General features: G+C 42.5%; 3 protein-coding genes. 2 read left to right on the top strand and 1 reads right to left on the bottom strand.

Annotated elements, in window-relative coordinates; all coding sequences use genetic code 11:
• Together ACMJ0U_RS05920 and ACMJ0U_RS05915 are read left to right on the top strand one after the other, a co-directional pair.
• On the top strand, positions 1 to 1,579 hold a 1,579-nt coding region (locus tag ACMJ0U_RS05920), incomplete at its 5' end, for a RagB/SusD family nutrient uptake outer membrane protein (RefSeq protein ID WP_417128824.1).
• A 158-nt stretch (positions 1,580 to 1,737) separates the two neighbouring features.
• Positions 1,738 to 4,995, top strand: coding sequence for a DUF6250 domain-containing protein (locus tag ACMJ0U_RS05915; RefSeq protein ID WP_417128822.1), 3,258 nt, complete (start codon positions 1,738 to 1,740; stop codon positions 4,993 to 4,995).
• A gap of 90 nt (positions 4,996 to 5,085) precedes the next feature.
• On the opposite strand, the gene ACMJ0U_RS05910 is transcribed toward ACMJ0U_RS05915, so the two are convergent.
• Positions 5,086 to 7,137: a beta-galactosidase gene (locus ACMJ0U_RS05910; RefSeq protein WP_417128827.1), complete on the bottom strand. Its 2,052-nt coding sequence runs from the start codon at positions 7,135 to 7,137 to the stop codon at positions 5,086 to 5,088.
• Positions 7,138 to 7,292 lie beyond the last annotated feature (155 nt).

The raw sequence follows: 7,292 nt of genomic DNA, 5'->3' as shown, positions 1-7,292 counted from the left end.
CCAATACGGCTCTGTAGTTTTAATTACTGAACCAACAGAAGGTGTAGTGCGATCATTTATCCGCAGCAGTGAAGAAGAATGCCTAAAACAAGCAATCGATGACCTTCAGCAAGCTTATACTCTACTTCCTGAAAAAAGTATAGAAACCTATCGTGGTAAACTAGGTTGGGACAAATATGCGGCTGCCCATTATTTAGCAAAAGCATTAATGCTACGTGTTTCAGAACGAAATGATTCATGGAATGCAGCTTACAAGACCGAAGATTTAACGAATATCATTACACTTTGCGATGATATAATAGGAAGTCATCACAAACTGGCCGGCGATTATCGAGATCTTTGGAATTGGACAGGTACAGATTGTGACACCGAAACACTTTCAGAATGGTTGCTAGTAGCACAGTTCAATAAGGATGCAGCTGCTGACGGTCGTTTTGGAAATCGTATTTACAGCAACTTTAATCCACAATTCTCAAATGGTGTATTCGGTGACTGGATACAGCGTGGGCAGTGGGTTGGACTTGATTTTCAACGTTGTCGCCCAACAGAATATAACTATATGTGTTTTGACAAAATAAACGATTCCCGCTTTTGGAAATCATTCCGTACCATATTTAATGCTAACCGTAATTTAGGCGAGAGCGCCACATTTTCAAAACCTGATGGTAGCAAATATGTTGTGCCCAACGCTGGAGATCCTGTCATCATGTTTATTCCTAATGGAGTAAAAGGTAATAACATTCATTACCCTAACGAATGGAGTCAATATAAATTTGGTACAGTAAAAAATTCTACATTCCAATATAATGGAAAGGATGTACCTAACGCTATATTACACTATACTAAAGATGGACAATGGAATACCTATCCAGATAATGTGTTCTGCGGATTGTGCAAAACGGAAGATGGCACACGTGATGACGAAAAGAACGACTATAGTAGCCGTGATGGCGTATTGGCTCGTGTTGGCGAAACTTATTTATTAAAAGCCGAAGCATTAGTTCGTCAAGGCAAATATCAAGAAGCTATTGATGTGGTTAATATTCTTCGTGCACGTGCTGCTTACAAAGCTGGTGAAGACCGTACTCGTCACACAGATGGCAACCAGGCTTTTGAGAATAATGTTCAGTATGATCAATACAAAGAAAAATATCAAGCTTATAGTAAAACCAATACATATATTTTATCAACCGGGGTTAGCGATTTCTCTCAAGCAACAGATTTACAAATATCCAGTTACACACAGTTACCTGAAGAAGATGAATTGGTTCTATCTAAACTAAATGGAGTAAAAGGTTACAATTGTTCAAGTGATTACGAACGTATGCTTAATTTCATTATGAATGAACGTACACGTGAACTGGACGGTGAATGGGTACGCTGGGAAGACCTAGCACGTACCAAACTATTAATTCCACGTGCTTATGCTTTCAATAAAGAAGTGGCTAAATCCGGAACACTAGATGAACATCATTTGCTACGTCCTATTCCACAATCATTTATCGAGGGTCGGGTAAATGAAGATGGCTCACCTCTGAGCCAAGAGCAAAAAGATGCCTTGCAGAATCCTGGCTATTAACCAAAACCTTATTTTTTCATACAATTTAAAGAGGCGCTTTTCAAAAAAGAGAAGCGTCTCTTTTTTGTACAAATTTACAGCAACATGTACAATTCTCCAGCCCTCAATACATAAGCTTTTACGAACTTTGTAATATGATTATTTTTTCCAATAAGACTATGAAGAAACTGTGGTTAATAGGACTTCTGATGTATAGTCCTTTTACGATGAATGCACAATCTGGAACAACATCCGGACTGGACAAAGGCCATTTCAGTAAATACTGGAAGGTGGAATCTGAATCTCCTGACTATAAAGTTTCCTTTTCAGGAGATACCTGTGAAATTTTATCTCCTAAAGGACTGACTTTGTGGAGAAAAGAAAAAATGTCGGGCAACGTCACCATTGAATACGATGCCTGTGTGGCAGTAGAAGGAAAACCTGGTGACAGACTAAGCGACTTAAACTGCTTCTGGATGGCTTCCGACCCGAAAGCTTCTGACATCTGGAAACGCATGAAATGGAGAAACGGAGTTTTTGTAAATTGCTACAGTCTTCAACTGTATTATCTGGGATATGGGGGCAATTACAATTCTACGACTCGTTTCCGCCGTTATGACGGCAATGAAGCTGGAGTCACAGATGAAAAGGTGCGTCCTGCAATCTTGAAGGAATACAAAAACCAAGACAATCTGTTGACTGCCAATAAATGGTATCACATTAAGATTCAAAATACAGACAACAGAGTACGTTATTACATAGACGGGAAATTACTTGTCGACTTTTATGACCCGTCACCATTGACTTCCGGCTGGTTCGGTTTCCGTACCACACTGTCCCGAACCCGTATTACTAATTTCAAGTACTCCATTGAGAAAGAAAAAGCTACCGAAGCTCCTTTACACTGGATTGGAAAGGTTCCAGAGCAAACACGTCCTATCAGTTTTGGAGTTCCGTTCAAACAAGGAGAAATAAAATCTGGTACCCCATTGTGTATACAAACTGAAAATGGAGAGTTGGTAGAAGCGGACACTTGGACTACAGCATATTGGCCTGATGGCTCTGTAAAGTGGGCCGGCATGGCTGCCGTTATTCCCGGAAATACCCGTTCGGTAAAAGTGATACCTTCCTCCAAAAAGACGGGAACAACCACTACAGAAAAAATCCATGTCACAGAGTCCGATAACCAACTGACTGTAGCAACTGGAAGAATTACCGCTTTTATCCCTAAATCTGGAGCTTGTATTCTCGACAGTCTTCTGTATGGAAATGTGAAAGTAGGTGGAAGTGCAGATTTAATTGCCAGCACACAAGATTCTCCATCACGAGAGAACGCTACTGAGATACATTATCAGTCTTTCAAAAGCCTCATCAAAAATGCCGTAATTGAACAGCAAGGAAAAATACGTACCACCATCAAGCTGGAAGGTGTGCAACAGGGAAAAGACGGACGTGAGTGGCTTCCGTTCACTCTACGCATGTATTTTTACGCAGGAAACGAGCAAATCAAGATGGTACATTCTTTCATTTATGACGGAGACCAAAACAAAGATTTTATCCGCTCACTAGGAGTACGGTTCCAAGTCCCAATGAGAGAGGATTTATACAACCGTCATGTTGCCTTTGCCTGTGCCGGCGGAGGTGTCTGGAGTGAACCGGTTAAACCGCTGGTGGGAAGAAGAATCCTGACACTCGACAAAGACCAGAGCTGGCAAAAACAACAAATGGAAGGAAAACGCATCCCTGAATACCAGAGATTTGATGCAAAAAACAGAAGTCTGATTGACAATTGGGCGGCATGGGATAATTTCCGCCTTTCTCAACTTACGGACAATTCTTTCAGCATTCGCAAACGTGCCACAGAAGATAATCCCTGGATTGGTACGTTTACTGGCACACAAGCCGGAGGATATGCTTTTGCCGGTGATGTCAGTGGAGGAATGGGAGTTGCCCTGCAGGATTTCTGGCAGGCCTATCCTTCTACACTGGAAATACAGCATGCACGCAGCCAGGAAGCTTCACTGATTGTCTGGTTATGGAGCCCGGAAGCTGAAGCTATGGATTTAAGACACTATGACAAAGTAGCACACGACTTGATAGCAAGCTATGAAGACGTACAAGAAGGAATGAGTACCCCTTACGGTATTGCCCGTACTCACACACTGACACTTGTTCCACAAGCTGCTTATCCGGGTAAAGCTGGCATCGCAGAAACAGCACAGATTTTATCAGAAGCAGCTCCTCTGATGTGTACACCGGAATATCTCCATGCCTGCCGGGCTTTTGGAATCTGGTCATTACCTGATCGAAGTAATCCGCAACGCAGCAAGGTAGAAGACCGTTTGAATGATTATATCGATTTATATCAGAATGCCATAGCCCAACATAAATGGTATGGCTTCTGGAACTATGGTGACTTAATGCATGCCTACGACCCTATACGTCACTCTTGGAGATACGATGTAGGCGGATATGCATGGGATAACACCGAACTGGCATCTAACATGTGGTTATGGTATAATTTCCTGCGAACAGGTCGGCAGGACATCTGGAAAATGGCAGAAGCCATCACACGTCATACAGCAGAAGTGGATGTATATCACATCGGTCCCAATGCAGGTTTAGGAAGCCGTCACAATGTCAGTCACTGGGGATGTGGTGCAAAAGAAGCTCGTATCAGTCAGGCAGCCTGGAATCGTTTCTATTATTACCTGACTACAGATGAAAGAGCCGGCGACTTAATGAAAGAAGTAACCGATGCCGACCAAAAGCTGTACACACTCGACCCGATGCGTCTGGCTGAGCCGAAGAGCCAGTTCCCATGCAGCGCACCTGCCCGATTACGCATCGGCCCCGACTGGCTGGCCTACGCTGGTAACTGGATGACTGAATGGGAACGTACGCAAAATACGAAGTACCGCGACAAGATTATCACAGGCATGAAGAGCATTGCAGCCCTGAAAAATGGATTGTTCACCGGAAATATGGCCTTAGGATATGACCCGGCAACTGGAGTTATCAGTTATGAGGGAGACCCCAATAAACAAAATACCAATCACCTGATGACTATTATGGGAGGCTTTGAAATAATGAATGAAATGCAGGAAATGATTCAGATTCCAGAATTCAACAAAGTATGGCTGGAACATGCACGTGACTACAAACAAAAAGCACTCGAAATTACGCATAATCGTTTCCGGGTTTGCAGACTGATGGCATACGCTGCATCCCATCTGTATGACCCGAAAACAGCTGCAGAGGCCTGGAAGGATTTATGGAGCAAACTGGAACATACTCCGGCACCGGAATTCAAGATAGAAAAAGTGCTTCCTCCAGAAGTTCCGGCAACTATGGATGAATGTAAGACAATCAGCACCAATGATGCTGCTTTGTGGAGTCTGGATGCGATTTATATGCAGGAGGTAATTCCGCAGTAACAACACCACATTAATAGATAATAAAAAACGGCTTTAAATGACAGGAAAACATCATTTAAAGCCGTTTTTTACATCCTATATTTTTCTCTTCTAAAATTTGAATACCAATACACCAGCTGTAGCAATATTAGGAGTACCAATCAACACTTTTGCTCTTTGAGGAAGTGCAAACTGATAAGGCTGGTCACTATAGTTTAGCACTATACCTAATCCGTTACGATATTCCATTGTCACACCGTAAGGTAAATTCATTACTTCAATTTGCAGACGACTATACAACTTATCCAAAACCTGACGCTCCAAAGCCCCGTCTGAACTGTCTACTCCAATATAAGTCACAGACCCCTTTCCTGATTTACGGAAAGTAACTACAGGTTTTCCTTCGTAAAATTCATTCGTATAGGTAGCCCATACTTCATTGGAAGCACCGGGGTTCAAAATCTCTCCCCAAGTATTCCAGGTATAGACTTTTCCATCCATCTTTACTTGTCCTGGATTTTGAGGCAACAACAAATCATAAAATTCCATGTGGTTTCCGGTCAACTCATCAATCATTGAACCAAAAGGAGCCTCCGGCAAACGCCCAAAACGATCTTTCTGTGCGGTACGGCAAGTCAGCACCAGATTTCCTCCTTCTTCCACATATTTTTTCCATCTTGCCACCAGTTCTTTATCGGCCAACTGATATGCCGGAACTATCATCACCGGATATTGTGAGAAATCTTTCTCTTCAGAAATAAAATCTACAGGAGCGGCATAAGATTTAAGAGTACGATAATATTTATCTACATGAGCAAAAGTGTTCCACGTTACATTCTGTTTCTGACGGTCAATGCTCCAATAGTTTTCCGGATTCCACAAAATAGCCGTCTTCCGTTTCAGATAGGCTTCTGGTTTATCTTCCTTTGGGCGATATTCTTTCCTCAAAGAACGAATTTCTTTCATGAACTGTTCATATTCCCGTCCGCCTGGCGTAACAGTCACCCCATCAGTTCCCACAATTCCATAATGATACTGTTCGGTTCCATACAAGGGCTGACGATAGCGATATGTACAGATAAAATCAGAACCTCCAGCAAACACACTCCATAACCACAAACGGACAGCTCCCGGCAGAGGTTGAGGATTGATGCTTCCCCAGTTTACCTGTCCCGGCTGTAACTCCATTACCCCGTAAGTACCATCTACCGGCCGGAAAAAGTCATTTGCCATGGCAATCCGTAAAGGATTTCCTACACGGTATCCTCTACGACCGATACCTTCATTGTCACCATATACCATATAGCGGGTATAGCTGACAAAATCCAGGTCCTTACTACCTCCAATATGTCCTTTATCGTAATCTGGAATATAATTGGTAGTCACCCACTGGTTCTTGGCGTATTTCTTGATTAACCGGCATTGTTCATTCAGAAAATCATTGGTCTGCTTGGCTGCAAACCGACGATAATCCAAAATCTGATGATGATTCATAAACATCTGAGCAGTTTTAGGTAATGTGATTTCTTCAAAACGCGAATAAACTTCACTCCAGAAAGCAGTTCCCCATGCCGCATTCAGTTCCTGAATATTGTGATGGTATTTCTCTTTTAAAAAATCCCTGAAAGCTTCTTCTGCTGCTTGATTATAGTCAAATTGTACAGTAGGCTCATTATCCAGCTGCCAGCCAATGATACGCGAGTCCTTTCCATAATGACGGGCCAGCTCTTCAATCATACGATAGGCTAGTTTCCGGTAAACAGGAGAGGCAAAAGAAGCATGCTGACGTGCCCCATGGTCTTGCACGATACCCTCTTCAGACTTCAGCAAAATTTCCGGATATTTACGGCTTAACCACACTGGAGGAGTAGCGGTGGAAGTACACATCACGACTTTCAAATCGTATTTGTCTGCCAGAGCAATTGCCCGATCCAACCAGGCAAAATCATACACCCCTTCCTGAGGTTCAAGCTGTGCCCAGGCAAACTCGGCAAAATGAGTAAATTCAAACCCCAGTTCATGCATCTGTTTCAAGTCGCGTTCCCATTGACTCTCATCCCAATGTTCCGGATAATAATAAGCTCCTGTCAAAGTCAAATCTTTGTCATTAAACCAGGTATGCTGAGCAAACATTCCCCCACAGAACAAGCACCCGCATACCATTGCAAGCAAACGTCTTTTCATCGTATTCAAGTATTAGTTTTGAAATGTATTACCTTTACAAAGGTAGAAGGAAATCACAATCAACCTGCATGATAGCTCATTTTTTTCAGGAAAGTGTATGATAATCGAGGAACATGTATAATAATCCATGCTTC

The organism is Phocaeicola sp. (assembly GCF_048170425.1).
Lineage (GTDB): Bacteria > Bacteroidota > Bacteroidia > Bacteroidales > Bacteroidaceae > Phocaeicola.
The sequence above is the reverse complement of the archived record's forward strand: the minus strand, read 5'-3'. Positions and strand labels throughout refer to the sequence as shown.

Excerpts from the sequence above, each read along its gene's own strand:
- ACMJ0U_RS05910 (WP_417128827.1), bottom strand. The coding sequence starts at position 7,137 with ATGGTATGCGGGTGCTTGTTCTGTGGGGGAATGTTTGCTCAGCATACC.
- ACMJ0U_RS05915 (WP_417128822.1), top strand. The coding sequence starts at position 1,738 with ATGAAGAAACTGTGGTTAATAGGACTTCTGATGTATAGTCCTTTTACG.